The following is a 24608-nucleotide window of genomic DNA, read 5'->3' as shown; positions in this document are numbered from 1 at the left end:
GAGGGCGCGGGTGCTGCACACCGGCGCCAACGCGTGTGAGGGGACGTTATAACGCAGATGCCCGGGTAGCAGTACTGTCCAAAAGTACCGCCAGCACCGACCACACCTGCGGGTCATCGCTGTAGGCGACGTTGAAGCGCATACACCCCAGCAGCGCCGGGGCAGGGCCGAACAGGCTGCCGGGGCTGAGCAGCATGTCACGCGCCAGACCGGCACGGGCCAGGGCTTCGCTGTCGCAACCGGCGGGTAGCCGCACCCAGATGAACAGGCCGCCGGCATACGCCTGCAGCGGCTCGCAGCCCAACGCGCGCAAACGCTGTTCGACGCGCCCGGCCGCCTCCTGCAAGCGCAACTGCAGGCGCTTGCGGTGCTTGTCGTAGCTGCCGTCGGCAAGCAGTTGGCCGACCACCTGTTCGAGCAGCTCGCTGGTGATGCCCCCGCTCATCAACTTCATGTGGGTGAGGCCGGCGGCCAGTTGCGGCGCAGCGACCACGAAGCTGGCCCGCGCATTGGCGCTGAAGGTCTTGGAGAAACCCGACACGTAGGTCACCTGCTCCAGGCCCGCCAGCGCCGCCAGGCGTGCCGGGGGCTGCGGGTGCAGGTCGGCATACAGGTCGTCTTCGATGATGTGGCAGTCGTGCTGGCGCGCCAGCTGCAACAGCGAGAACGCCTGGCCGGGGCTGAACGAATGCCCGGTCGGGTTGTGCAGCACGCTGGTGGTCAGGTAGAGCCTGGGCCGGTGTTGCACCATTAACTGTTCCAGGTGCGCCAGGTCCAGGCCCTCGGCGCCGCGCTCCAGGGTCACGATGCGCGCCCCATGCAGCGCGAGGTTGGCGTGGAAGTTGAAGTAGCACGGGCTGTCGAGCAGCACGCAATCACCCGGGCGCAGCAGCAGGCGCAGCAGCATGTCCAGCGCCTGCACGGTGTTGCTGGTGGTGACGATCTGTTCCAGGGGTGCGGCGATGCCCTGGCTGTGCAAGCGCGCCTGCAGGGTCTGGCGCAGCGGCAGGTATCCGGCCGGCGCGCCGTAGCCGGCGATGCGCAGGCGCGTGGCGCGTGCCACCGTGCGCAGCGCCTGGCGCAGGCTGGCGTCGTCCAGCCAGTCTGGCGGCAGGTGCCCGCTGCCCGGGCGCAGGCTGCTGCTGTCGGCCAGCAAGGAGCGGCGCAGTACGCTGGCCAGGTCTTGCGGCAGCCAATCGGTCTCGGCGCCCGGCAGCCGGGGTGCGTGCCGGTTGGCGACGAAATGCCCGCGGCCCTGGCTGGAGGTGATCAGGTTGCGCGCCCGCAGGCGGTCCAGCGCCTCGATCACGGTGAACTTGCTCACGCCCAGTTGCACCGTCAGTTCGCGCACCGGCGGCAGGCGGCTGCCGGCTGGCAGGTCGCCGGCCTCGATGGCACGCGCCCAGGCCTCGGCGATCTGCTGGACCTTGGGCGTTCCAGGGCGAAATTCGATCGCGGGCAACGGCATGTACACCTCCACAGGTTTACCGGTAATCCTACCAGTAAAGTGTGGGCCAGTTGGCCGCGGGTTGGCCTGCCAGCACTGACGTGTGCCCCCTAGACTGCGGCCTTTGAACTGTGAGCACCGCCATGAGCATCGGCCTGACACCCTCCTCCTTCAGCTACTTTCTGGTGTTTTGCGCCAGCATGACCTTCAGCCCCGGGCCGATGACGCTGCTGTTGCTCAGCCTCGGGCTCAAGGCCGGGCTGCGCCAGTCGCTGCCCGCGCAGCTGGGCGCAAGCGTTGCCTACCTGCTGTCGATCCTGATTTTTGCACTGGGCTTTTCGGCGCTGATCCAGGGTTACCCGCTGGTGCGCCAGTTGATCCAGGCGCTGGGGGTGGCGTATGTGCTGTACCTGGCGTGGCGGCAATGGAACAGCACGGGGCTGGCGCTGGATGAAGGCGCAGGGGCGGCGCTGGAGGGCTTTCGCGCACTGTTCGCCAAGGGCCTGCTGACCGGCCTGTCCAACCCCAAGAGCATCCTGATGTTCAGCGCGGTGTTCCCGCAGTTCGCCAGCCAGACGACGGACATCGCCGTGCTCGGCCTGACCTTCCTGCTGCTGCAGTTCGCCAGCGGCTGCCTGTACTGCTACTTCGGCCAGCGTATTCGCCATGTGCTGCAGCAGCCGGCGCGCCGGCGCCTGCTGCAACGCGCCACGGCCGTGCTGCTGGTGGGGGTGGCGCTGATGCTGCTGCGCGGCTTTGACGGTACATGACGTTTTTCAATCGGACCGATGGCGTTTTCAACCTTGCCGAGTGGGCCTGCGTGCACGATTCTTAAGCTATCTGTCGTCGCCGCTTATCCACCGCCGAGGCTTCACATGAAAACCGTGAAAGAACTGCTGAGCTCCAAAGACGAGAAACACCACCAGGTGCACACCATCAAGTCGCACCAGACCGTGCTCGAAGCGCTGATGGTGATGGGCGAGAAGAATGTCGGCGCGCTGCCGGTGGTCGATGACGGCAAGGTGGTCGGGATCATCAGCGAGCGTGACTATGCACGCAAGATGGTGCTCAAGGGCCGCTCGTCGGTGGGCACGCCGGTCAGCGACATCATGAGCGCACCGGTGGTGACGGTGGACCCGCACCAGAGCGTGGAGGTGTGCATGAACCTGATGACCAACAGCCACCTGCGTCACCTGCCGGTGGTAGAGAATGGCCAGTTGCTCGGGTTGCTGTCGATCGGTGACCTGGTCAAGGCCTCGATTGCCGAACAGGCCAACCTGATCCTGCAACTGGAACAATACATTCGCGGGGAGTGACCTTCAGCGGTATTCGCCCTCCAGCTCGTCGAGCTGGTGGTCGAAGCTGCGCAGGCGCGCCGACCAGGTGTACACCAGCACCTCCAGGTCGCGGTTGAGCACTGCGCTGCCGCGCCCGGCGCTCTGCTGCGAGTCGCACAGGTCGAGCTGGTAGCGTTCGCGGGCCATGGCGGTCGCCACGCTGGACAGCTCGCGGGCGTTGTTCAGCCAGTAGCGGTGGCGGCCACGGGTTTGCTGGTCGAGCTGCTGGCACTGGCGCTTGAGCGCCTCCAGGCTTTGCTCCAGCGGTGTGCCTTCGAGTTCCCCCATGACTTCCTGAAAGGTACGCCCTGGCTGCCAGTAGCTGCCCCAGAAATAGCGGTCGAACACGGTTTCGACGCGGCGCAGCGCGACCTTGGCGTTCCAGATCGCCACCAGCGTGCGGCCCTGTTCGAGCTGGCGCTTGCGCACCTTGAGCTGCTGCCAGCTGCTCCAGGCCAGCGCAGTCAAGGCCAGCGCGCCGATCACGGCGGCGGCCGCGTACATGAAATGCATGGCCTCCACCAGCTGGTACAGCTGGCGCACACCATAGAAATAACCGGCGGTCAGCAGCCCCAGTGCGGTCACGGCCGCCCAGAAGCCAGGTGCATAGGGATCTTTCATTGGCGCCATCCCCTTCTTGTTTTTCTGAGCATAGCAACGCCAACCGCCGGTACAGGTGCCGCTCGGCGTTTATTTGCGGGGTCTTCTCAGGGCTTCGTTGAGTTGGTCGAACTGCACTGCCCAGTCGGCGTCTTCCAGGATCGACTCTTTCAGGAACTGGCGCTGCGCATCTGTCCAGAACAGCGCATCCACCAGCTTTACATCGCCCTGGAGCGGCGAGTGGCTGGTAATGAACTGGTCGATGCTCACGGCGTCGTCCGGCAGGCCAAGCTGCTTGAACAGATCGGCAAATGTGTGGGTGGTTGCTTCCATGGGTCGCTCCTTCGCGCCAGACCGGGCATCCACGATGCCGGCCGGACGCCGGGTTGATGATCGTCAGCTGACCTCGCGCACTTCGGCGTGAGGCACCAGTTTCAGGTAGTGCTCCATGCTCATGTGGATCAGGTAGTCATGGTTACCTGCCTCCACATAGACATCGTCCTGGCGGGTCAAGGTCGGATCGATCAGCATTTTTATTTTGTAGGCTTCGCCCATTGCCGGTATTGCCCCGCGCTCGCAGTCCTCGAACAGGTGCGGCAAGCCGCTTTCGCGGGTCAGTTGCCAGAACCCGGTCGCCTGCAGCTTGCTCATGTCCAGGTGGCGGTTGGCTGGCAAGACTGCCATCAGGTAGTTGCCATGCCGGTCGTCGAGCAGCACGGACTTGGCCACCCGTTCGGCGGGTACGCCGGCCGAGCGGGCCGACTCCAGGCTGGTGTGGGAATGCGGGTGGGGAACGATGTCGTAATCGCAGTGGGCCTTGTCCAGGTGCCGCTGCACGGTGATTGCCATACGCATGATGCGCCTCCTCCCCGGCGTGGTTGTCCGGGTGATTAAAGTTTAGGCAGTGGCGCGGGTGTGCGCCGGACTAAACTTCATGCGGGCCTGACGCCGAGCCACCTGGGCTGGCCGCAGACCTCAGTGGGGCAGGATGCACCCCACCCTGCACTCTACCAACCCCCACCCAACGCCAGGAACAACCCGATCTGACCCACCGCCACCTGGGTGTTGGCCGCCGCCAACTGCGCCCTCATGTCGGTGTAGGTGCGCGTGGCCTGCAGGTCCGCCAGAAACGATTCACGCCCAGCCTTGAAGAACCGATGCGTCTGGTCGGCCGCCAACTGCGCCGAACGTTCAGCCTCGGCCAACGCATCGCGCCGGTCCAGCAACGCACTGTACTGCGCCAGGCTGGTCTGGGTTTCACGGATGGCATTGAGCACCACACCATCAAACTGCGCCAGCGCCGCCTGGGTCGACGCCTCAGCCTCGCGAATGCGCGCGCGCGAACCATTGGTCGGCACGGTCCAGGTCAGCAACGGGCCAAAGCCCCACCGATTGGTCGCCGGCTTGCCAAGGTTCTCCAGGATGCCAATGGTGCCCACCTGCGCGCCAATGCTGATGTCCGGGTACAACTGGCCCGTGGCCACGCCGATACCCGCGGTGGCCGCCGCCAGGCTGCGCTCGGCCTGGCGAATGTCGGGCCGGCGCTTGAGCAGCGCCGCGCCATCACCCACCGGCAGCAACTGCGCCAGGTGCGGCAGCTCGGCGCACTGCGCAGTGCCCGCCGGTAGCTGCTCGAGCGGCTTGGCCAACAGCATCGACAAGGTGTACAACCCCGCCTCGCGCATGGCCTGGTAACGCGGCAGCTCGGCGCGCAACGATTTGAACTGGGTCTGCGTGCGCGTGACCTGGGTTTCATCGCCACGCCCGGCATCGCGCAGGCGCTGGGTGAGGGTCACGCTCTGCTCCTGCAGGTCCAGCGACTGTCGCGCAATGTGGTATTCCTCGTTGGCCGCGCACACCTGGGTGTAGGCTCGCACCACATCCGCCACCAGGGTGATGCGCGCAGTGTCCGCCGCGGCCTGGGTGGCGTCGGCATGCGCTTGTGCGGCCTCGACGCCACGCTTGAGCGTGCCCCACAGGTCGAACTGGTACGAGGCGCTGAGAATCGCTTCGCCAATGTTCGCCACCGGCACCTTGTCCGGCTGCAGGAAGGCTTCGCCCGACTCCTGCAAGCGCTGCGCGCCAAGCTTGACCCCGCCATTGAACCCCCCCTGGGCCTCGGCTTCCTCGACCTGGGCCCGCGCCCGCGCAATGTTCGCCGCCGCTACGCGCAGTTCGGTATTGGCTGCCAGCGCCTGGGCCACCAGCGCATCAAGCCGCGGATCCTGGTACAGGTGCCACCAGTCGGCGGGCACCGGCGCCGAGACCACGCTGTCGGCGTCGCTGCGCAGTGCACCCTGCAGGTCGGTGCGGTTCACTGCCGCACCCTTGGGCACGCTGTAGTCCGGCCCGACCATCTGGCACGCCGACAGCAGCAACCCCGCGCCTACCAGCGCCAGGCGTTTCATGGCGCCGTACCCTCGATGATCGACACCGTGGCGGTACGCCCGGCGATCATGCGAAAGTCGGCCGGCACTTCGTCGAAGGCAATGCGCACCGGAATCCGCTGCGCCAGGCGCACCCAGCTGAATGCCGGGTTGACGTTGGGCAGCAGGTTGGCGCCACTGCTGCGGTCACGGTCTTCGATGCCGGCCGCGATGCTCTGCACCCGGCCACGCAGGCGGGTGTTGTCACCCATCACGCGGATGTCCACGGCCTGGCCGATGTGGATGCCGGCCAGCTTGGTCTCTTCGAAATAGCCATCGACGTGGTACGCGTCGCTGTCGACCACCGACAGCACCGGGCGCCCGGCAGTGACGAACTCATGGGCACGCGGGGCGCGGTCGTTGAGATAGCCGTCGACCGGGCTGCGCACCACCGAGCGGTCCAGGTTGAGCTGTGCCGCATCCACCGCCACCTGCGCCTCGGCCAGCGCGGACTGCGCACGGGCCTGGCGCGACTGGCTTTCCTCAAGCTGCTCCTGCGCCACCAGGTTGCCCAGGCCACGGTTGCGCCGCGCCTCGCGCTGGGCCTGGGCCAGGGTTTCGCTGCGCTCGGCCAGGGTTGCCTGGGCCTGGCGCAGGGCGAGACGGAAGCGGTCCTGGTCGATGCTGAACAGCACATCGCCACGCTTGACCACCTGGTTGTCGCGCACCGCCACCTGCTGGATCAGCCCGGAAACGTCGGGCGCGATCTGGATCACATCGGCACGGATGTGCCCGTCGCGGGTCCAGGGGGCGAACATGTAGTACAGCACCATCTGCCACACCAGCACGGTGGCCAGGGTGACGACCAGCAGGGTCAGGACCACGCGGCCCAGGGTCAGCAAGGGTTTTTTCATGGCAGCATCAGGCTTCGGCAAAAGTGGTCGAGCGTGCCCAGCAGCACGGCGTAGAGCGCAACGTTGAACAGCGCCCGGTGCCAGACCAGGCGATAGAAATGCACCCGCGTGAGCAGCGCGTGCACGCCCAGGAACAGCAGGTAGGTGAACACCATCATCACCAGCAGCGTGGGCAGGAACACCCCGCTGATATCCACTTCACCGATCACAGGGGGGCTCCATCGATGCCGTAGGGCAGTTGCGGTTGATCATCGGACGGCTCCAGCACCACTTCGACCCCCGGCAGCAGCGCCAGGCGCAGGCCGCTCAAAGCGTGCAGCAGGTGCAGGCGGGTTTCGCCGCAGTCGGCCATGGCCTGCAGGTTCAGGGCGCGGCGGGCACGGTCCATGTCGTTCAGCAGTGCGGGCGGTGCATGCAGGCGCTGGCGGGCGCGCAGGCACGCCTGGAAGTGCGCGCCGACCTCGCCGGTCACCTGCTCCAGCGCCGCGCGCGCCGGCGCGGTGGCACGCGGCATGTAGGCCAGCAGGTCGAGCAGGTTCAGCCCCACGCGCAGGTCACGCAGCGCACTGCCGGTATCCTGGCCGGTCTGGGTCAGGCGCGGCAGGTGCTGCATCAGGCGGTCGAGCATCTGCACGCCCAGGCGCCGGTGTTCGGCCAGCGTCGCCGGGCGGGTCATGCCGACGATGTCGTGCCAGCTGAAGCGGGTCAGGCGCTTGGCCGCCAGCTCCACGCCGAACGGGCGCACCACCAGGGTCCAGATGAACGCGAACAGCAGGCCCACGGGACCGGCCAGGTTGGCGTTGGCAAAGGCCAGGAAGTCCGCGTCGTAGGCGCCCTGGATGCTGATGAACGAGGCGGTGTTGACGATGGTGAGCAAGGTGCCCAGGTAGAAGCGCGGCTGCACCGTGAGCGTGCCGACGCAGATGAACGGCAGCGCGAAGGCCAGCACCAGCATCGGGAAGTCGTGCAGGTTGGGCAGCACCAGGAACAGGTAGAGGCTGGCGAAGATCACCGACAGCGTGGTCCAGAAGAAGAACCGGTAGATCTGCGGCGCCGGGTCGTCCATGGCGGCGAAGAAGCTGCACGCCACCGCCGCCAGAATCACCGCGCTGGCGCCGTCGGGCCAGCCGAGCAGGATCCACAGCGCCGTGGCGGCGAGAATCGCGGTAAAGGTCGAGAACACCGAGTAGAGCATCAGCCCACGGTCGAAGAACGGCGTCAGCCGGCCCAGACGCCAGTGCCGGTAGACGGCGCGCCACGGCGACAGGTCTTCGCTGCGGATGGCGTGCTGCAGGCTGCAGCAGTCCTGCCACAGGTCGATCCATTCGCCCAGCCGGTACAGCGCGTTGGACAACAGCAGGCCGGGCCGCTCGTCGAGCTCGGCCACGCTCGGCTGCAGGCGTTCGAGCTGGTCGCGCAGGGCCGTCCAGCGTTGCACCGAGGCGTCTTCGGCACTGGCCTGCAACCAGCCACGGGCCTCGTGCAGCACGCCCTTGAGCTGCGCTGCCTGAGCCGGTGCACGGCCTTCGAGGGCAAGCAGGGCGTCGTCCAGCGCATCGATCACCGGGAACAGGTGGATCATGCGCCCGCGCAACTCGCGGGCGTTCTTGACCGTCTGCGGGCGCGCGCCTTCGTGGGACAACTGGCCAATCATCATTTCCAGCGAGTTGAACGTGGTGACCATCGAGGCGCGCAGGCTGGCGACGGTATCGGGGGCAGTGTGCCGGGCGAGGAAGGTGTCGCAGTAGCGGATCGCCTCGGCGAACCAGTTGCCGGTGGCGCCGACCACCACCGGGGTCAACCGGCGCGGCCAGAAGATCGCCCCGACCACCGCCGCGCAGACGATGCCCAGGCAGATCTCCTGCGCCCGCGAGGAGGCGATGTCGAACACCGCCAGCGGGTTGTCCACCACCGGCAGGGCGATCATCGGCAGGGTGTAGCCGGCCAGCATCAGGGCGTAGCTGTTGGCCGTGCGCAGGTGCAGCGAGAGGAACAGCAAGGTACCGGTCCACAAGGCGATGGCGCAGGTCAGCAATACCGGTGTCTGCACCAGCAGCGGCACCAGGAACACCGCCCCCGCCGCGCCCAGCAGGGTGCCCAGGGCACGGTACAGGGCCTTGGAACTGGTTGGCCCGACGAACGGGCTGGAGACGATGTATACCGTGGCCATCGCCCAGTAGGGACGCGGCAGTTGCATGAGCAGGGCGATGTACAGCGCGATCATGGAGGCGGCGAAGGTGCGCACGCCATAGAACCAGTCGCGCGCAGGTGGCATGGAGCTGAAGAAGGCTTTCACGCGGGCCCGCCCGGCGAGCGCTGCGCTGCGTCTTCAAAGGCACGTATCACGCGCAGGGCCGCTTCCAGGTCGGCGGGCGGGATGTCGGCCAGCACGTCGCGGCGCAGGCGCACCAGTTCGGTCTCGATGGCTTCGGCCAGGCGCCGGCCACTGGGGGTCAGGCTCAGCGCCTTGGCACGCCGGTCGCCCGGTGCCTCGCTGCGGCAGACGAACCCGGCGTTGCACAGCTGGTCGAGCAGGCGCACCAGCGACGGGCTCTCCAGCCCCGCGGCCTGGGCCACGGCCACCTGGTGCACGCCATCGCCCAGGCGCACGATCATCAGCAACGGCACCGCGCAGGCTTCGGAAATACCATAGCCGGCCAGCGTCGCCTGGCAGATGCGGCGCCAATGCCGGCTGGCCGCGACCATGCCGCTGCTGGTGTTCAGTTGCAGTGCGTCAAGATTCATGGGCAAGGATCAGAATTCATAGTTTGCTAACTATCAATGTTCTTCGATCCGCCCCCGAGGCGTCAATAGCCGCTCAGCGCTGCTGCTGGTCTTCGCGCTTGAGGTTCAGTGCCCGTGCGCTGCCCAGGCTGATCGCCTGGTCACGCCAGAACAGGTAGCGCAGTGGGTTGCCGGCCACGCTGAAATGCAGCGCCAGCTCTTCGGCCGCCGGCATCACCCCGGCTGCGGCCGCCAGTTCCAGCCAGTACACGGCGGCCTTGTCGTCGGCCTGCACCTGCTGGCCATGCAGCAGGCGATAGCCGATCTCGAAGCGGCAGCGCGCATCGCCGCGTTGGGCACCGCGCATGAACCAGTCATAGGCCAGTTGCAGGTCGACCTGCCAGGCCTGCAGGTGGGTATCGCAGATTTCTTCCTCGAACAGATCGCCCAGTGCGGCAGCGGCTTCGTCCAGGCCGCGCTCGAACGCGTGCCGGTAGCAGTGCGCGGCGCTGGCGTAGGCCACCTGCACGCCCTTGCCGAAGTAGTGCTGCTGGCCCAGATTGAACCAGGCCACCGCACTGCCCTGCAGCGCGGCCATGCGCAACAGGTGGCCCGCCAGCGACGGCTCGCCCGGCCAGTACTTGCCGTTGAGCCAGATCCAGCCCAGGTCGGTGAGCGCCGCCACGCTGCCGTCCAGGGCCTGGCGGCGCAGGTCGGTGTAGACCGATTGCAGGTCGACGGCCTCGTCCAGACGATTGACCAGGCTGAAGCTGTCGCCCAGCGCCGCGCGCTGCACCGGCATGCCTACGCCGGCGAAATGGCGCGGGGTCTGCCCGCAGGGATCCGGGACGACACGCTCGGGCAACAGCCGCGCAAGCAGTGGGTAGATATTGCTGGCAGCAGACATGGTCATCCTCATTGAACCGCCCAAGGTACAGAGAGTGGGGACGATGAGGCGTGATTGTGCGCAACGGCACGACAAAACCTGTCGCGCACGATTCGATTCGGGCAATTCAACGGGCTCGTCCCTGAGGTTATGCGTCACTGGCTAATTGCCATACGGCACCGCTGGCGCCATGCTATTCAGGCAAAGCCTAGACAAGGACGTTATCTTTTGCCCTCCGCCACCACTCGCGCCACGCTCAGCCGTCAATGGGAGCTGTTGCGCCAGCTGCCCAGCCGTTCCCCCGGCATTACCAGTGCATCCCTGGCGATGCGCCTGCGCGATGCCGGTTTCAGCATCAGCAAGCGCACCATCGAACGCGACCTCAACGAGCTGTCGCTGATCTTCCCGCTGGAACGCAACGACAAGAGCATCCCGTTCGGCTGGCACTGGTCGCCGGCCGTGCAGCGCCTGCGTCAGCTGGAACTGCGCGAGGCAGGGGGTGACGCCCTGGCGGACTTCGATTTGCACGGTTACCTGTGCAGTGACGTGGCGTCAGTCGACAGCCCGGATCGAATCCGGCTGCAGGCATGGGTCAGTGATGACCTGGCCCGCCAGGTGCGCGAGGCGCCGCTGAGCGCCGATATGCGCCTGACCGCTCTGGAGCAGGGCCACCGCCTGCACGCCAGCCTCAATGACAGTGTGCAGTTGCGCCGCTGGCTGCTGAGCCAGGGCGAAGCGCTGATCATCGAGCAACCGCCGCTGCTGCGTGGGCAGATCGCCCAGCGCCTGCGCGAGGCGGCGGCGCAGTACAGCGACGGCTGATCAGCGCTGCATACCCCAACGGCGCACGGTGACCCGCTCGAGGGTGTTGAACACCAGGCTCTCGACCAGCAGGCCGATCAGGATCACCACCGCGAGGCCGGCGAACACCTTGTCGGTGTACAGCTCGTTGCGGTTCTGGAAGATGTACCAGCCCAGGCCGCCCTTGCCGCTGGTGGCGCCAAACACCAGCTCGGCGGCGATCAGGGTGCGCCAGGCGAACGCCCAGCCGATCTTCAGGCCCGACAGGATGGAGGGCAGCGCCGCCGGAATCAGGATGTAGACCACCAGCCGCAAGCCGCGCAGGCCGTAGTTGCGCCCGGCCATGCGCAGGGTTTCTGAGACCCCCATGAAACCGGCATAGGTGTTCAGCGCCAGCGCCCACAGCACCGAATGCACCAGCACGAAGATCAGGCTGTTGTCGCCCAGGCCAAACCACAGCAGCGCAAGCGGCAGCAGGGCAATCGCCGGCAAGGGGTTGAACATCGAGGTCAGGCTGCTGAGCAGGTCGCGGCCGATCTGTGTCGACACCGCAAGGCTGGTCAAGCCGAACGCCAGCACGATGCCCAGCAGGTAGCCCTTGAGCAGCACCACCAGCGACACGCCGACCTTGGCCGGCAACTCGCCGCTGAGCATCCCGTCGTACAGCGCGGCGGCGGTCTGCAGGAAGCTGGGCAGCAGCAGGTCGTTGCCCTGATAGCGCGCGACGGCCTCCCAGGCCAGCGCCAGCAGTACCAGGATCAGGCTCTTGCGCAGCCAGGCGTGTTGCCACAGGCGCTGGCCCAATGGCAGCTCGCGCTCCAGCGGTACGCTGAGCAAGGGTTCGAGGGCGACTTCGTACTCCTGGCGTGGAGCCGGTGCAGAGGGGGTCATGGGTAAGGCTCCCGGTCAGTAGGCGATGCGGATGTCGGTGAAGTCGAGCGCGGCGTCCTGCTCGGGCGCAGCGCCGTCTTCGAACAGCAGGCGATGGATGCGTCGCGCACTGGCCTGGAAGTCGGCGGCGCCCAGGCTGTGCAGGTCGTACTGGTGGCTGTGGATCTCGGCGCGCACACGCCCCGGGTGCGGCGACAGCAGCAGGATGCGGTTGCCCACCACCAGCGCCTCTTCGATGGAGTGGGTGACGAACAGCAGGGTGAAGCGCACCTCTTGCCACAACAGCAGCAGCTCTTCCTGCATCTTGCGCCGGGTCAGGGCGTCGAGCGCGGCGAAGGGTTCGTCCATCAGCAGGATCTTGGGCTGCATGGCCAACGCCCGGGCGATCGCCACACGCGCTTTCATGCCGCCGGACAGGGTATGCGGATAGGCATCGGCGAAGGCCGCCAGGCCGACCTTGTCCAGATAATGCAGGGCGCGCTGTTCGGCCTCGGCACGCTTGAGGGTGCCGGATGCCAGCAGCGGGAACATCACGTTCTGCTTGACGGTTTTCCACGGCGGCAACTGGTCGAATTCCTGGAACACCACGATGCGGTCGGGCCCCGGCCCGCGCACCGGCTGGCCTTGCAGGCGGATCTCGCCTTCACGCGGTTCGATGAAGCCGGCCACCGCCTTGAGCAAGGTCGACTTGCCGCACCCGGAGGGCCCGAGCAGGACGAAGCGGTCCGCCTTGTCGACATCGAAGCTGACCTGGTGGGTAGCCCGCACCACGCGCTGGGCGGTGCGGTATTCGAGGCTGAGGTTGTCCACCTGCAACACAGGCGGCGCGCTAACGCTGCTCAGGTTGCTGGCCGTGTGGCCTTGCAAGCGGGCATTCATGGCATCAGCTCCCCTGCAGCGGCTTCTGATCCTGGAAGAAGTAGTCCTTCCACGATTCGGGTTTGTTCTTGATCGCACCGACCCGGTACATGAAGTCAGCCAGTTTGTAGGTGTTCTTCGGCGTGATGCTGAACTCGTACTGCGGGTTGTCGATGATCTTGAGCAGCGCCGCGCGGTCGATCTTGGCCTTGGTCACGCGAATGTAGGTATCGGCCGCCGCGCCCTTGTCGTGCTGGGCGAAGTCCGCCGCCTCGGCCAGGGCGTCGACGAACGCCTGATAGGTCTTGGGGTTGTCCTTGCGGAATTTCTCGGTGGCGAACAGCACGGTGGGCGAGTTGGGGCCCAACAGCTCGTAGGTGTCGAGCACCACGTGCACCTCCTTGTTGGCCAGCACCTGGTCCTGGAACGGCGGGTTGGAGAAGTGCGCGTTGAGTTCGGTGCCGCCGGCCAGCAAGGCGGCGGTGGCGTCAGGGTGCGGAACGGCAAGGGTGTACTTGTCCAGGCGCGCGAACGCCTTGTCGCCCCACTGCTGGGCGGCGGCGTACTGCAGGAAGCGCGATTGCACCGAGACACCTACCGCCGGCAGGGCAATACGGTCGTTCTCGGTGAAGTCGGCGATGCTCCTGACCTTGGGGTTGCTGCTGACCAGGTAGTACGGGAAGTTGCCCAGCGAGGCGACCGCCTTGACGTTCTGTCGGCCATGGGTGCGGTCCCAGATGGTCAGCAGCGGGCCAACCCCGGCGCCGGCGATGTCGATCGAGCCCGACAACAGTGCGTCGTTGACTGCCGACCCCCCGGAGAGCTGGGTCCAGTCGACCTTGATGTCGATGCCCTGCTCCTTGCCGTGCTTCTCGATCAGGCTCTGGTCGCGCACCACGTTGAGCAGCAGGTAGACAATGCCGAACTGCTCGGCGATACGGATTTCACCTTCGGCCTGCGCCGCAGCGGGGGCGATGAGGCTGCCGGCAAGCAGGCTGACGCCCAGGCCGATGCTGGCCGCCAGGCGGCTGATTGAGTTGCGCATGCTGTACTCCTCGAGACGAATCAGAACGGGGCATCGCCCTGGATGGTGGTGCGGTACAGCTTGCGGCGCAGGTGCGCGGGGCAGCCGGCGGCCAGGTGGATCAGTGAACGGTTGTCCCAGAACACCAGGTCATGGGGCTGCCACCGGTGACGGTAGATGTTGTGTTCGAGCACGCTGTGGGCGTACAGCTCGGTGAGGAGCTGGCGGCTTTCATCCTCGGGCAGGCCGACGATGCGGGTGGTGAAACCTTCGCTGACGAACAGCGCCTTGCGACCATTCTCAGGGTGGGTGCGTACCACCGGGTGGATGACTTCCTGCACCTGGGCCAATTGCTCGGCGGTGAGCGTCGGGCGCCAGTTGCCTTCGAATTTGGTTTCGCTGTAGCGCGCGGTGTACGAGTGTGCGGCGCTGCGGCCTGCGACCGCCTTGCGCAGGTACTCGGGCAGATCGTCCCAGGCCTTGTGCATGTCGGCGAACAAGGTGTCGCCGCCTTCGCTGGGCAGCTCCTGGGCGTGCAGCATCGAGCCCAGGCTCGGCAGTTCCTTGTACGAAAGGTCCGAGTGCCAGAACTTGCCGGCATCGCCCAGGCCGATGTTCTGGCCGTTTTCGACGATGTTGGAAACGATCAGGATTTGCGGGTGGCCGGCGAGCAGGAACTGCTTGAGCACGTGGATCTGCAGCACGCCGAAACGGCGGCTGAAGTCGATCTGCTGTTGTGGCGTGATGCGCTGGTCGCGAAACACCACCACGTGGTGGTCCAGGTGCGCACGATGGATGCGCGCAAAGTCGGCATTGTTGACCGCACGGGTCAGGTCCAGGCCGATGATCTCGGCCCCCACGGCGCCGGCAAACGGACGAATTTCAAAACGTTGAGGTTGGGCGCTGTCGTTGTGCGACAAGGCGCCAGAGGCCGCTGACATAACTCTTCACTCCCACGCTGTGCGTGCGCCGCTGGATCGGTAACTACGCGTGGAATTGAATATAAATGCATAAGAAAAATAATTTAAATACCTTTAGGGAATAAGTATAGAGAGGGTTGTTGCGCGCCGGTGGCCTATGCTGCTGAGGCCACTACGGACAGACTTTCACGAGGGATACGCCATGTTCTATGTGCAACGTGATGCCCAGGGCGCGCTGGTGCGGCTGGAGTCGACACCTTTTGCCGAGGAAAACGAGGCGCTGCCCAACGACTCGCCGGAGGCCCAGGCCTGGTTTGCCAAGAAGCTGCAGCAGAGCGACCTGGACATGATCCGGGTGCTGGAGGACCTGATCGAGGTGCTGACCAGCAAGGGCGTGATCAGCATTACCGACCTGCCGGCCAGCGCCCAGGCCAAGCTGCTCAGCCGTTCCAGTGCACGCCAGACGATGGGGGGGTTGAACAAGCTGATCGACGAAAACGAGGACCGACCGCTGATCTAGGGTTCTGGGGCCCCTTCGCTGGCAAGCCGGTTCTCACGAGGTTGGAGGCGCACACAAAACCCTGTGGGAGCTGGCTTGCCAGCGAAAGGGCCGTCACAGACGCTACACGGCCCAGGGGCGCGGCTCACCGATCAACTGCCCCTGTACCCCGACGATCCCCATCTCGCGCAGCACCCGCAACTCCCCTTCGCTCTCCACCCGCTCGGCAATCAGCGGCAGGTCGATGCTGTGCGCCGCCCGCTGTATCGCCTCGATGAACAGGCGCTTGTGCTGCTCCTGATCGATGGCGCGGATAAAACTGCCGTCGATCTTCAAATACCCCAGCCCCAGGTGCGCCAGGTTGCCGATCATGCTGAAGCGCCCGCCGAAATGCTGCAGGCTCAGGCTGAACCCCAGGGTGCGCAGGCGCCGTGCCAGCTGTTCCAGCGCAGCCTGTTCAGGCAGCTGCTCTTCGCCGATTTCCAGTACCAGGCGCCGGCCCAGCGCCGGATGACGCCCCAGCAGCTCATACACCTGTTGCAGCGCCTGCGGGTCGGCCAGGGTGGACCCCGAGAGGTTCAGCGCCAGCACCTGGTCGTGGCCGGGCAAGTGTGCCAGCACCCGTTCGAGCATCAGCAGGTCATGCCGGCTCGACCAGCCTAAGCGCTCCAGCCAGGGCAGGAAACGCCCGGCGGCGAGCAACTGGCCGTGACCATCGGGCAGCCGCGAGAGCACCTTGTAGTGCAGTACCTGGCCAGGGTCATCGGCCGCTACCACCGGCTGGTAGAACAGCTCGAAGCGGCCCTGCTCAAATGCCTGCTGCAACAACGCCTGCCAGTCCTGGCGGTCCACCCGCGCCGCAGCCTGCGCTGGCAGGCACACCCAGCACGGCGTGCCCTGGCTCTGCGCCTGCACCAGCGCTTCATCGGCCCGCTCCAGCAGGGCCGCCGACGCATCGCCGGGGCTGTACGGCGCCAGGCCGATCCAGGCCACCGGGTCGAGGTCAGAAGCGCCAGTATCGTGCAGGCTGTGCAGGGTCTGCTCCAGCTCCTGGGCCAGGTGCAGCGCTTCGTCCTGCACCAGGCCGGGCGCCAGCACGGCAAATTCACCCCCGCGGCTGCGCGCGATCAGGTTGAGGGTCTTGGGGTAGTGCGCACACACCCGTCGCAACTGCTGCGCGACCGCCTGCAGCAATGCGTCGGTGCGTTGCCCGCCGAGGCGCTGGTTGAGCCCGGCCAGGTCCTGCACACGCAGCACCAGCAGGTAACCGGGGCGCGCCTCGTCCAGCGGGCTGAGGCGTGCCGCCAGCTGCATCTCGAAGTAACGCCGGTTGCCCAGCCCGGTCAGGCTGTCTTGCCACGCCTCGGCACGCAGCGTCTCGCTGCGCTGGGCCTGCTCGTGGAACAGTGCCTTGAGCTTCTCGACCATCTGGTTCATTGCCTGCACCACCCGGCGCAGTTCGGGCGTGCGCGGCAACTGCGGCAGGCTGAGGAACTCGCGCCGCGCAATCGCCTGGGACTGCGCCACCATGTAGTCCAGCGGCTTGAGCTGGCGGCGCAGCAGCAACGCACCGAGCAAGGCGCTGAGCACGCCGCACAGCAGCAACCAGGCCAGGCTGCCCAGCGCGCTGCGCCACAGCTTGGCCAGGGCGAACATCGGGTGGCTGACCACCTCGACCCGCGCCGCCTGTTGCCAGCCGCGACTGACGATGGCATCACCGCCGGCCGCCTCCAGGCCGATCAGGCGGATGAACCAGCGCGGCACCCCGCCGCTGTCGGGCTCTGCATGGCGCTCGACCAGAAGAGCAGTGGAACCCAGGTCGACGACACGAATGCTGGCGTAATAGCCACTGTCGAACATCGAGCTGACCAGCAGCTCGACCATCGCCGGGTCATCGATGTTGGGCGTGAGCGACAAGGCCAGCGCAGTGGCGCCATCCTGGGCGTGCGAGCGCAGCTGGTTCACGTACTGGCTGCGCGAACTCTCCAGGCTGACCATGAAGCTGCCGCTGAAGGCAACCACCAGAAACAGGCAGATGGCGAGCAGCAATTGCTTGAACAGTGACATCTGGACTCCTCACTTGACCGGCTCGGCGGGGAAACCCTCGGCCTGCATCTTTTTCAACAGATCCTGCCAGCGCGACAGGCGCTTGCTGTCGCCGACCTTGCGGTTGCCGCCCGCCCCGGTCAGCCACATGCCCTCGGCATTGAAGGCGTACACCGGCAGCAGGTCGGTGCGCTGGCTGGCCGGCTCGATGCTGTCGATCAGGCTGTCGAGCACCAACGGCATGGCCTCTGGAGTGGAATAGTAGGTCAGGACCATGTGCGCGCGGTTCTGGCGCAACGCCTTGACATAGGTGATGCGCAATTTTTCGCCGGGGATGCCGAGGCGGCGCAGGCTGAAATACTTGGCGATGGCGTAGTCTTCGCAGTCGCCGGCGCCTTTGATCAGCGACTGGATGGGCGTGGCCCAGTAGTCGACCTCGCGCCACAGGTCGAGGTCTTCGACGTAGCGCAACTGGCCATTGAAGAACTGGTTGACCACCTGCAGGCGCTCGGTTTCGCTGAGCTGCCTGCTGCTCGCCAGCAGCTGCTGCCAGGCATCGATACGCTGCTGGCCGGCACCGAGCGGGCCATACAGGGCCTGGGCCTTGCGGCTGATCTGGGAGAAGTCCCACTCCGCGCGCAGGTTGCCCAGCAACACGCAGCCGAGCAACAGCGCCAGGCCAGCCTGGCGCAGGGTCAGCGGGGAAGCCCAACGTATCGCCAAGGCCGGCGGTCCATGCAGAACGTGGAATCGCGATGGTGCAGGCTGGGCCGGTAAAAGACAATGGTGCACGGCGACAAGCTTCCCAAGCGCTGCGAGTTCATTCACGATAGTTGATACGTATGCCAGCGGGCCGCCACCAGCCCGGATTTGACCGGCTGAAACGTCATCACCAGGCATCCCTGGACCCAATACCTATCGCTAGCAGGGCAGTCAGCGTGGCCGAAAAGATCAAACTCCTGAGCATCCTGGGCGACGAACAGGTGCCCGCCCACCTGGCGCGCAGCGTGATTGAAGAGCGCCTGCGCAGCGCCATCCTGGACGGCCGACTGGCGCCGGGCATGGCCTTGCGCCAACAGGAACTGGCCACGCTGTTTGGCGTCAGCCGCATGCCGGTGCGTGAAGCCTTGCGCCAGCTCGAGGCGCAGTCGCTGGTGCAGGTGGTGGCGCACAAGGGCGCGGTGGTGGCGCCGCTGATCAGCGAAGATGCCGTCGACTCCTATGGCTTGCGGGTCATCCTGGAGAGCGAGGCGCTACGCCTGTCGGTGCCGTTGTTGAGCGCCGAGGACATCGCACAGGCCCGCCGTTACATCGAGCAACTGGAGAACGAAACCCGACACGCCGAGATGGGCCAGCTCAACCGGCTGTTCCACATGACCCTGTACTGCAAGGCACCGAACCAGAAGCTGTTGCGCCTGATCGACAGCGAGTTGTGCGAAGAGGCGCGCTTCCTGCGTTTTCACCTGTCGTCGATGGGGCTGGGCAAGCTGACCCAGGATGACCATATCGCCCTGGTGGACGCGGCGCAGCACAAGCGCGTGGATGAGGCCGTGCAGTTGCTGGAGCAGCATCTGAACAAGGGCATGCAGGCCATCCGTCAGTACCTGACGCATCGACCGCAGCGCTGACGGCACCGCTGGGCAGCTCAATGGTTGCAAATTGTTCGAGGCGCCATAACAATGAGACTAATTATCATTTATGACCCCGGCAGCGCGCCTTCATGCCCCCTCACGATTCTGTGCACACGCTTTATCAGCAACACCACAGTTGGCTGAACACCTGGCTGCGCTGCCGCCTGGGCAATGCCGCCGATGCCGCGGACCTGGCCCAGGACACCTTCGTGCGCCTGCTGCAGCGCCACGAACAGCCGGAGCTGCGTGCGCCCCGGGCGTTCCTGCGCACCATCGCCCAGGGCCTTGTGATCGACCATTGGCGCCGCGAAGAGCTGGAGCGCGCCTACCTCGAAGCCTTGGCGCATGTGCCTGAGGCCCAGGTGCCCTCGCCCGAGACCCGTGAACTGCTGCTTGAGCTGCTGGAGCGTATCGCGCGCCTGCTCGACGGGCTCAAGCCCAAGGTACGCACCGCGTTCCTGCTGGCCCAGTGCGAAGGCCTGAGCCACAGGCAGATCGCCGAGCAGATGGGGATCTCGCTGCGTTCGGTGGAGCGCCATGTGGCCGATGCGCTGTATCACTGCTACCTGTTGCGCTATGAACCCTAGCCCGCGCGTGGTCAAACAGGCCATTCACTGGATGCTGCGGCTGCGCGAAAGCGGCGACAGCCCACGCTTGCTGACCCAGTGCGAGCAATGGCGCAGCGCCAGCCATGAACACGAACTAGCCTGGCAGCGGGTGCACAACCTGCAGCAGGAGATGAACCTGCGCGCCGTGCCCGGTGCAGGCGTGGTCGCCTTGCAGACGCTGGAGACGAGCCAGCAGCGCCTGCACCGGCGCCAGGCACTGAAGCTGCTCGGCGGCCTGGCAATGCTTGGCTCGGCGGCGTGGATCAGCAAGGACCTTGGCGTGCTCGACCCCTGGACGTCGGATTTTGCCACCGCCACGGGTGAGCGGCGTGCGGTGCGTCTGCCGGATGGCAGCCTGCTCAACCTCAACACCCATACGGCGGCGGACCTCGCCTTCGACGATCGCCAACGCCTGATCAGGCTCAAGCAGGGCGAACTGATGCTGAGCGGTGCCGAACACCCCACAGGCCCCGCTGGACGCCCGCTGCTGGTACGGACCGACGATGCCCTGCTCGAAGGCTTCGACGGGCGTTTCGTGGTGCGCCAGGAGCGCGACTGCACCCGCGTGAGCGTCAGCCAGGGCCGCGTGGCACTGCACCGCCCGGCAGGCCTGCAATGGATACGCGCCGGCGAAGCGCTGCGGGTAAACGCACAGGGTGCGACACCCGTTGAGCAGCAGGACATGGATGCCGGTGCCTGGGCCGACGGGCTGATCGTTACGCGCAATATGCGCCTTGGGGATTTTCTGGCCGAGGTCGCGCGTTACCGCCACGGCTACCTGAGTTGCGCCGAGGACATCAGCACCCTGCGCCTGTCGGGGGTGTTCCGTCTGGAAGACACCGACAAGCTGTTGCAACTGCTACCACAGACGCTGCCAGTGAAGGTCAACTACCGCACGCGCTGGTGGGTACGCCTGGAGCGCCTGACGTGAGGGCCTGACTTTTTGGCGGGTTTTGGCGGTAAGTCCGGCTAGGACAGTAAGCGACTCCCTTCTGCCTTACCGACTCCACGGATGCTTCCCATGCGCGATGCACTGCCCCTGTTGCAGCCCCACGACAATAATGAGTTTCAACCTTTCTTAGATTCACGCCTGGGCAAAGCCGTGCGCGCTGCGCTGTTGGGTACGGCCATGGGCCTGGCCTGCATCCCGGCGGCGGCCCTGGCACAACCGGCGAGCAGCGTCAGCCAGCAATACAACATCCCCGCAGGGTCGCTGGACGAGGTGCTGAACCAGTTCGCGCGCCAGGCCGGCATCACCCTGTCGAGCACCCCGCAGATGACCCAAGGTGCACGATCACCGGGCCTGCACGGCAGCTATGCCACCGACCAGGCGCTGCGCCAGTTGCTCGAAGGTTCGGGCCTGGAAGCCATCAGCCAGGATGGCAGCAGCTATGTGCTGCATGCCGTGGCGCAGGACGCCGCTCTCGCCTTGCCCAGCACTGATGTGCGCGGCTTTGCCCTGGGCAATGCACTGGGCAGCATGGAGGGCTACAACGCCACCCACAGTCAGATCGCGACCAAGACCAGTACCGCGCTGCTGGAGACTTCGCAGTCGGTGTCGGTGGTCACGCGTCAGCAGATGGATGACCAGGGCGCGCAGACGGTCTCGCAGACCATGCGCTACACCCCGGGCGTGCTGACCAACCCGTATGGCGCGACCCACCGCTATGACTATGTGGCGATGCGCGGCTTCAACGACGGTTCGGTCGACAACATCTACATCGACGGCCTCAAGTCGATGGGTGACAGCGGTACCTTCAGTACCCTGCAGGTCGACCCGTATTTTCTCGAGCGCGTGGACATCCTCAAGGGCCCGTCCTCGGTGCTGTATGGCCGCAGCTCGCCGGGCGGCCTGGTCGCGCTGACCAGCAAGAAGCCGTTGTACGAGACCTTTCGCCAGGTACAGGCCACCGTCGGCAACCAGGGGCAGCGCGGCGTGGGCTTCGACTTCAGCGGCCCGCTGGACGACGACAAGCGCATCGCCTATCGCCTGACCGGCCTTACCCATCAGTCCGATACCCAGTTCGACCATAACGAAGAAAAGCGCTTTGCCCTGGCGCCGACCCTGAGCATCGACTTCACCGAGGACACGTCGCTGACATTGCAGGCCTACCTGCAAAACGATCCGGAAGGCGGCTACCACGCCGGCGTGCCTGCCGATGGCGCGCTGCACAAGCGCAATGGCCAGCGCATTTCGGAGCACTTCTTCGAGGGCGAACCGGGCATCGACAGCTACGAGCGCAACCAGCAGTCCTTCGGTTACCAGTTCGAGCATCGCTTCAACGACGTGTTCACCGCGCGGCAGAACTTCCGCTACCTGGACTCCACGGTGAAAATGGACCAGGTGTATGCCTGGGGCTACGAGTCGCCCACCAGCAACAGGCTCAACCGCTACTACACCGGTGCCGACGAGACGCTGCATTCCTACATCATCGACAACATGCTGCAGGCCGAGTACTTCACCGGGTCGGCCAAGCACACCACGCTGGTGGGCCTGGACTACCAGCGGCGCAAGACCGTGGTCGACTGGACCAGTGGTGGCGTGGCGTCGATCGATGCGTTCAACCCGCAGTACGGCAATTCGCAGGTCAGCTATTACGCGCCGACCAGCTATACGCGTCGCCTGCAGCAGACGGGCATCTACGCCCAGGACCTGATCGAACTGGACAACTGGCGCTTCTCGCTCGGGCTGCGCCAGGACTGGGTGAAAACCTCGGATGAAAATCGCATCGCCGAGCCTACCCGCCCGCTGGGCACCAAGATCAGCGATGAGCGCACCAAGCTCACAGGCCGCGCCGGCGTGCTGTACCTCTTCGACAACGGCATAGCGCCTTACCTGAGCTACTCGGAGTCGTTCAACCCCAACTCCTATGCCGACGCCGCCGGCAACCCGCTGGCCCCCACCGAGGGCACCCAGTGGGAAGCCGGGATCAAGTACCAGCCGCCAGGCACGGACAACCTGTTCACCGCCTCGGTGTTTCGCATCGAGCAGGAGAACCTGGCCACCAAGCAGCCGCAGGACAACTTCTACTACCCGGTCGGGCAAGTACGCTCCCAGGGCCTGGAGCTGGAAGCCCACGTGCAGGTAAGCGACAACCTGAAGGTGCTGGGCAGCTATACCTTCACCGATATCGAGTACAGCAAGACGATGCCCAGTACCCTGGCTGGCAGCACCCTCGACAATCAAGGCAACTCGCCGACCCAGGCGCCCAGGCAGATGGCTTCGCTGTGGGCCGACTATGACGTGCGCCAAGGCGTGCTGGATGGCGTGCGCGTCGGCGGCGGCGTGCGTTACGTGGGCTACAGCTGGGTAGACGCGGAGAACACCATGAAGGTGCCGTCGTACACCCTGTTCGATGCGTCGGTGGGCTACGACCTGGGCAAGGTAGGGCTCAAGGGCGTGGATGTGCGGCTCAACGCCAACAACCTCACCAATGAACGCTACGTCGCCTCGTGCGCGAGCCTCAACTACTGCTACATGGGTGAAGAGCGCAATGTCAGCGCCACGGTCAGCTACCAGTTCTGACCGCACCCCGTGAACCGCGAAGCCAGTGCCTGACCCCAGGCACTGGCTTTGTCGCATCTGGCGACCTGATCAGGAACTTCCACCATGCGCTCCCTGTATGTACTGCTGCACCGTTACATCGGCCTGGCCACCGCACTGTTTCTCGCCCTGGCAGGGCTGACAGGCAGTGTGCTGGCGTTCAATCACGAGATTGACGAATGGCTGAACCCGTCGTTCTACCAAGCGCCTGCGCAGGGCCCGCGCCAGGATCCCGGCAACCTGGTGGACACACTGCAGGCGGCACATCCACGCCTGCAGGTCTGGTACATGGAGTATCCCGACGAACCCGGCCACTCGGCGTTGCTGGCGATGGTGCCGCGCAATGACCCGGCCACCGGGCAGCCGTATGCCGAGAAGAACACCGTGTTCTACCTCGACCCGGTCAGCGGCCAGACCCTGGGCCAGCGTTACTGGGGCGAGTGCTGCTTTTCGCGAGCGAACTTCATGCCGTTCATGCTCGAACTGCATTACAGCCTGACCTTGCCCGGCAACTGGGGGCTGTTGTTGATGGGCGTGGTGGCGATCCTGTGGGTGCTGGACTGCTTCATTGCGCTGTGGCTCACCCTGCCTCGCGGGCGGCCGTTCTGGCGCAAGTGGAGCACGGCCTGGAAGATCAAGGGCGGGCATGCCTATCGCCTCAACATGGATATCCACAGGGCAGGCGGTTTGTGGCTATGGCTGCTGTTGTTGCCGGTGGCGATCAGCAGCGTGGCGATGAACCTGCCCAGCCAGGTGTTCAAGCCGACCGTGTCGTTGTTCTCGACGGTGGAGCCTAGCGTCTATGAGGCCCGTGGCAGGCTGCCCAGGGAGGAACTGGGGGAGACGATGCTGAACTGGCACCAGGCGCATCAGCTGGCTCAGCAGGAGGGTCAACGCCTTGGCCTGACGGCACCGATCGGTGAGTTGTACTACAGCTTCGAATACAACTTCTACGGGGCGGGGTTTGGGCAGCACGATACGGATGCACAGGGTAAGTCATGGATATTCTTCCATGGCACCGACGGCCATTTGCTCGGCAAGGAGATCGCCGGGCAGGGCACGCTGGGGGAACGCTTCTACCGGCTGCAGCTACCCATACATGGCGGCAGGATCATCGGTACCACAGGCCAGGTGATGATTGCGGTGCTGGGGTTGGTGATGGCGGTGTTGTCGGTGACGGGGGTGTATATCTGGTGGCGCAAGTTGCTGGCGCGGCGCAGCGCGAAGGGGCGACGCAAGGTGCGGTAACACGACCCTACCCCTGAAAAGACAAAACCCCTGTCAGCAACGCTGACAGGGGTTCTGGAATTGAATCTTGACGATGACCTACTCTCACATGGGGAAACCCCACACTACCATCGGCGATGCATCGTTTCACTACTGAGTTCGGGATGGGATCAGGTGGTTCCAATGCTCTATGGTCGTCAAGAAATTCTGTGTGCCGGAGCGTCGATGCCGACGGGCCAGCGAATTCTTGATGCTTCTACTCTATAAAGACAAAACCCCTACCTG

25 protein-coding genes and 1 rRNA gene are annotated in these 24608 nt (G+C 65.6%); 9 read left to right on the top strand and 17 right to left on the bottom strand.

Translation table 11 applies throughout. From position 1 onward, the window contains the following. Positions 1-46: 46 nt before the first annotated feature. Positions 47-1468 (bottom strand): aminotransferase-like domain-containing protein, encoded by a 1422-nt coding sequence (locus tag KUO17_RS06645; RefSeq protein WP_217974439.1) that lies wholly within the window; start codon positions 1466-1468, stop codon positions 47-49. Positions 1469-1590: 122 nt separating this feature from the next. On the opposite strand from KUO17_RS06645, the gene KUO17_RS06640 reads away from it, so the two are divergent. Both KUO17_RS06640 and KUO17_RS06635 read left to right on the top strand, forming a co-directional pair. After that, positions 1591-2217, top strand: a complete 627-nt coding sequence (locus tag KUO17_RS06640) for a LysE family translocator (RefSeq protein WP_217974438.1) — start codon at positions 1591-1593, stop codon at positions 2215-2217. 105 nt (positions 2218-2322) lie between these two features. Further along, on the top strand, positions 2323-2763 hold the full coding sequence (locus KUO17_RS06635; protein ID WP_217974437.1) for a CBS domain-containing protein: 441 nt from the start codon (positions 2323-2325) through the stop codon (positions 2761-2763). Between the two features lie 3 nt (positions 2764-2766). Here KUO17_RS06635 and KUO17_RS06630 read toward each other — a convergent pair whose 3' ends face one another. The 9 genes from KUO17_RS06630 to KUO17_RS06590 all read right to left on the bottom strand — a co-directional run bounded on the left by KUO17_RS06630 (position 2767) and on the right by KUO17_RS06590 (position 10295). After that, positions 2767-3405: an NADH:ubiquinone oxidoreductase subunit N gene (locus tag KUO17_RS06630; protein ID WP_217974436.1), complete on the bottom strand. Its 639-nt coding sequence runs from the start codon at positions 3403-3405 to the stop codon at positions 2767-2769. A gap of 69 nt (positions 3406-3474) precedes the next feature. Further along, positions 3475-3717, bottom strand: coding sequence for a DUF2789 domain-containing protein (locus tag KUO17_RS06625; protein ID WP_217974435.1), 243 nt, complete (start codon positions 3715-3717; stop codon positions 3475-3477). Positions 3718-3780: 63 nt separating this feature from the next. Next, positions 3781-4239: an aminoacyl-tRNA deacylase gene (locus KUO17_RS06620; protein ID WP_217974434.1), complete on the bottom strand. Its 459-nt coding sequence runs from the start codon at positions 4237-4239 to the stop codon at positions 3781-3783. 152 nt (positions 4240-4391) lie between these two features. Beyond that, entirely contained in the window at positions 4392-5792 is a 1401-nt protein-coding gene (locus KUO17_RS06615; RefSeq protein WP_217974433.1) for an efflux transporter outer membrane subunit, read from the bottom strand. Beyond that, the gene (locus KUO17_RS06610) at positions 5789-6664 is read right to left on the bottom strand and encodes an efflux RND transporter periplasmic adaptor subunit (RefSeq protein ID WP_217974431.1); all 876 of its coding nucleotides are present in this window, start codon (positions 6662-6664) and stop codon (positions 5789-5791) included. Before KUO17_RS06610 ends, KUO17_RS06615 begins: the two co-directional genes overlap by 4 nt. Then, positions 6661-6873, bottom strand: a complete 213-nt coding sequence (locus KUO17_RS06605) for a DUF1656 domain-containing protein (RefSeq protein ID WP_163951244.1) — start codon at positions 6871-6873, stop codon at positions 6661-6663. The genes KUO17_RS06610 and KUO17_RS06605 overlap by 4 nt, the downstream gene beginning before the upstream one ends. Then, a complete protein-coding gene (locus KUO17_RS06600) occupies positions 6870-8960 on the bottom strand; it encodes an FUSC family protein (RefSeq protein WP_217974429.1) in 2091 nt (696 codons plus the stop codon). The genes KUO17_RS06605 and KUO17_RS06600 overlap by 4 nt, the downstream gene beginning before the upstream one ends. Continuing rightward, entirely contained in the window at positions 8957-9409 is a 453-nt protein-coding gene (locus tag KUO17_RS06595; RefSeq protein ID WP_217974427.1) for a MarR family winged helix-turn-helix transcriptional regulator, read from the bottom strand. The genes KUO17_RS06600 and KUO17_RS06595 overlap by 4 nt, the downstream gene beginning before the upstream one ends. A 73-nt stretch (positions 9410-9482) precedes the next feature. Beyond that, complete coding sequence (locus KUO17_RS06590) at positions 9483-10295, bottom strand: tetratricopeptide repeat protein (RefSeq protein WP_217974425.1); 813 nt, start codon at positions 10293-10295, stop codon at positions 9483-9485. Between the two features lie 207 nt (positions 10296-10502). Here KUO17_RS06590 and KUO17_RS06585 point away from each other — a divergent pair, with 207 nt between their 5' ends. Beyond that, a complete protein-coding gene (locus KUO17_RS06585; RefSeq protein ID WP_217974423.1) occupies positions 10503-11096 on the top strand; it encodes a WYL domain-containing protein in 594 nt (197 codons plus the stop codon). On the opposite strand, the gene KUO17_RS06580 is transcribed toward KUO17_RS06585, so the two are convergent. The 4 genes from KUO17_RS06580 to KUO17_RS06565 are packed head-to-tail and all read right to left on the bottom strand — an operon-like array spanning position 11097 to position 14789. Next, positions 11097-11966, bottom strand: coding sequence for an ABC transporter permease (locus tag KUO17_RS06580; RefSeq protein ID WP_217974421.1), 870 nt, complete (start codon positions 11964-11966; stop codon positions 11097-11099). Between the two features lie 15 nt (positions 11967-11981). After that, a complete protein-coding gene (locus KUO17_RS06575) occupies positions 11982-12845 on the bottom strand; it encodes an ABC transporter ATP-binding protein (RefSeq protein WP_217974419.1) in 864 nt (287 codons plus the stop codon). Positions 12846-12849: 4 nt separating this feature from the next. Continuing rightward, positions 12850-13869, bottom strand: a complete 1020-nt coding sequence (locus KUO17_RS06570; protein ID WP_217974417.1) for an ABC transporter substrate-binding protein — start codon at positions 13867-13869, stop codon at positions 12850-12852. 20 nt (positions 13870-13889) lie between these two features. Beyond that, positions 13890-14789, bottom strand: coding sequence for a TauD/TfdA dioxygenase family protein (locus KUO17_RS06565; protein WP_217974415.1), 900 nt, complete (start codon positions 14787-14789; stop codon positions 13890-13892). 181 nt (positions 14790-14970) lie between these two features. Here KUO17_RS06565 and KUO17_RS06560 point away from each other — a divergent pair, with 181 nt between their 5' ends. Beyond that, a complete protein-coding gene (locus tag KUO17_RS06560) occupies positions 14971-15288 on the top strand; it encodes a tryptophan synthase subunit beta (protein ID WP_217974413.1) in 318 nt (105 codons plus the stop codon). Positions 15289-15390: 102 nt separating this feature from the next. Here the strand turns inward: KUO17_RS06560 and lapD are convergent, their stop codons facing one another. Both lapD and lapG read right to left on the bottom strand, forming a co-directional pair. After that, complete coding sequence (gene lapD, locus KUO17_RS06555; protein ID WP_217974411.1) at positions 15391-17334, bottom strand: cyclic di-GMP receptor LapD; 1944 nt, start codon at positions 17332-17334, stop codon at positions 15391-15393. Between the two features lie 9 nt (positions 17335-17343). Continuing rightward, positions 17344-18054, bottom strand: coding sequence for a cysteine protease LapG (gene lapG, locus KUO17_RS06550; RefSeq protein WP_425274833.1), 711 nt, complete (start codon positions 18052-18054; stop codon positions 17344-17346). Between the two features lie 197 nt (positions 18055-18251). Here lapG and KUO17_RS06545 point away from each other — a divergent pair, with 197 nt between their 5' ends. The 5 genes from KUO17_RS06545 to KUO17_RS06525 all read left to right on the top strand — a co-directional run bounded on the left by KUO17_RS06545 (position 18252) and on the right by KUO17_RS06525 (position 24344). Continuing rightward, on the top strand, positions 18252-18941 hold the full coding sequence (locus KUO17_RS06545) for a GntR family transcriptional regulator (RefSeq protein WP_217974407.1): 690 nt from the start codon (positions 18252-18254) through the stop codon (positions 18939-18941). Between the two features lie 92 nt (positions 18942-19033). Then, positions 19034-19531 (top strand): sigma-70 family RNA polymerase sigma factor, encoded by a 498-nt coding sequence (locus KUO17_RS06540; protein ID WP_217974405.1) that lies wholly within the window; start codon positions 19034-19036, stop codon positions 19529-19531. After that, positions 19521-20483 (top strand): FecR domain-containing protein, encoded by a 963-nt coding sequence (locus KUO17_RS06535; RefSeq protein ID WP_217974403.1) that lies wholly within the window; start codon positions 19521-19523, stop codon positions 20481-20483. Before KUO17_RS06540 ends, KUO17_RS06535 begins: the two co-directional genes overlap by 11 nt. Before the next feature lie 90 nt (positions 20484-20573). Beyond that, entirely contained in the window at positions 20574-23078 is a 2505-nt protein-coding gene (locus KUO17_RS06530; RefSeq protein ID WP_217974401.1) for a TonB-dependent siderophore receptor, read from the top strand. A gap of 84 nt (positions 23079-23162) precedes the next feature. Next, entirely contained in the window at positions 23163-24344 is a 1182-nt protein-coding gene (locus tag KUO17_RS06525; protein ID WP_217974400.1) for a PepSY-associated TM helix domain-containing protein, read from the top strand. Between the two features lie 65 nt (positions 24345-24409). On the opposite strand, the gene rrf is transcribed toward KUO17_RS06525, so the two are convergent. Then, a 5S ribosomal RNA gene (rrf, locus tag KUO17_RS06520) occupies positions 24410-24525 on the bottom strand. Positions 24526-24608: the final 83 nt, after the last annotated feature.

Source organism: Pseudomonas aegrilactucae, from assembly GCF_019168305.1.
Classification (GTDB): Bacteria; Pseudomonadota; Gammaproteobacteria; order Pseudomonadales; family Pseudomonadaceae; genus Aquipseudomonas; species Aquipseudomonas aegrilactucae.
The sequence above is the reverse complement of the archived record's forward strand: the minus strand, read 5'-3'. Positions and strand labels throughout refer to the sequence as shown.

Excerpts from the sequence above, each read along its gene's own strand:
- KUO17_RS06565 (WP_217974415.1), bottom strand. The coding sequence starts at position 14,789 with ATGTCAGCGGCCTCTGGCGCCTTGTCGCACAACGACAGCGCCCAACCT.
- KUO17_RS06615 (WP_217974433.1), bottom strand. The coding sequence starts at position 5,792 with ATGAAACGCCTGGCGCTGGTAGGCGCGGGGTTGCTGCTGTCGGCGTGC.
- KUO17_RS06595 (WP_217974427.1), bottom strand. The coding sequence starts at position 9,409 with ATGAATCTTGACGCACTGCAACTGAACACCAGCAGCGGCATGGTCGCG.
- KUO17_RS06590 (WP_217974425.1), bottom strand. The coding sequence starts at position 10,295 with ATGTCTGCTGCCAGCAATATCTACCCACTGCTTGCGCGGCTGTTGCCC.
- KUO17_RS06645 (WP_217974439.1), bottom strand. The coding sequence starts at position 1,468 with ATGCCGTTGCCCGCGATCGAATTTCGCCCTGGAACGCCCAAGGTCCAG.
- KUO17_RS06580 (WP_217974421.1), bottom strand. The coding sequence starts at position 11,966 with ATGACCCCCTCTGCACCGGCTCCACGCCAGGAGTACGAAGTCGCCCTC.
- KUO17_RS06640 (WP_217974438.1), top strand. The coding sequence starts at position 1,591 with ATGAGCATCGGCCTGACACCCTCCTCCTTCAGCTACTTTCTGGTGTTT.
- lapD (WP_217974411.1), bottom strand. The coding sequence starts at position 17,334 with ATGTCACTGTTCAAGCAATTGCTGCTCGCCATCTGCCTGTTTCTGGTG.
- KUO17_RS06535 (WP_217974403.1), top strand. The coding sequence starts at position 19,521 with ATGAACCCTAGCCCGCGCGTGGTCAAACAGGCCATTCACTGGATGCTG.
- KUO17_RS06570 (WP_217974417.1), bottom strand. The coding sequence starts at position 13,869 with ATGCGCAACTCAATCAGCCGCCTGGCGGCCAGCATCGGCCTGGGCGTC.
- KUO17_RS06635 (WP_217974437.1), top strand. The coding sequence starts at position 2,323 with ATGAAAACCGTGAAAGAACTGCTGAGCTCCAAAGACGAGAAACACCAC.
- KUO17_RS06560 (WP_217974413.1), top strand. The coding sequence starts at position 14,971 with ATGTTCTATGTGCAACGTGATGCCCAGGGCGCGCTGGTGCGGCTGGAG.
- KUO17_RS06625 (WP_217974435.1), bottom strand. The coding sequence starts at position 3,717 with ATGGAAGCAACCACCCACACATTTGCCGATCTGTTCAAGCAGCTTGGC.
- KUO17_RS06620 (WP_217974434.1), bottom strand. The coding sequence starts at position 4,239 with ATGCGTATGGCAATCACCGTGCAGCGGCACCTGGACAAGGCCCACTGC.
- KUO17_RS06530 (WP_217974401.1), top strand. The coding sequence starts at position 20,574 with ATGCGCGATGCACTGCCCCTGTTGCAGCCCCACGACAATAATGAGTTT.
- KUO17_RS06525 (WP_217974400.1), top strand. The coding sequence starts at position 23,163 with ATGCGCTCCCTGTATGTACTGCTGCACCGTTACATCGGCCTGGCCACC.
- KUO17_RS06610 (WP_217974431.1), bottom strand. The coding sequence starts at position 6,664 with ATGAAAAAACCCTTGCTGACCCTGGGCCGCGTGGTCCTGACCCTGCTG.
- KUO17_RS06575 (WP_217974419.1), bottom strand. The coding sequence starts at position 12,845 with ATGAATGCCCGCTTGCAAGGCCACACGGCCAGCAACCTGAGCAGCGTT.
- KUO17_RS06540 (WP_217974405.1), top strand. The coding sequence starts at position 19,034 with ATGCCCCCTCACGATTCTGTGCACACGCTTTATCAGCAACACCACAGT.
- KUO17_RS06630 (WP_217974436.1), bottom strand. The coding sequence starts at position 3,405 with ATGAAAGATCCCTATGCACCTGGCTTCTGGGCGGCCGTGACCGCACTG.